Here is a 394-nt window from a genome sequence, read left to right on the forward strand (position 1 = left end):
GTGGATTATCGCCTGTCCCGGGTCGATGCGTCGCCCGCCCCGTCCCCGCTGTGCCAGAATCGGGGCAGGAAGTCCCCACGAGTGTTCCCGTGTCCCGATCCAGCGACTCCGGCGCCAACGCCTCGCACATCACCCTGCGCCTGCCCCGCAATACCCTGAAGATCGCCGGCATTGCCTTTGGCGCCGGCCTGCTGCTCTTCCTGCTGGTCTGGGCGACCAGCCGCAAGAACGACTTTTATCGCGCCGATACCGCTGTCGCGCCAGCCGCGCAGCCCGGGGCGCCCATCGCGCCGCTGCCCGAACCCCTGCCCGCCGGCGGCGATGGCGCCAGCGACATGCCCGATGCCAAGGCCCCGCCGGCCGAAACGGAAGCCGCGCCGCGCATCGTGGAGAC

General features: G+C 71.1%; 1 pseudogene. It reads left to right on the plus strand.

From position 1 onward, the window contains the following. Positions 1–89: 89 nt before the first annotated feature. Positions 90–394, plus strand: a pseudogene (locus L7A15_RS10605) (hypothetical protein); the annotation flags it as partial.

The sequence above is a fragment of the Rothia nasimurium genome (assembly GCF_928391935.1).
Lineage (GTDB): Bacteria > Actinomycetota > Actinomycetes > Actinomycetales > Micrococcaceae > Rothia > Rothia nasimurium_D.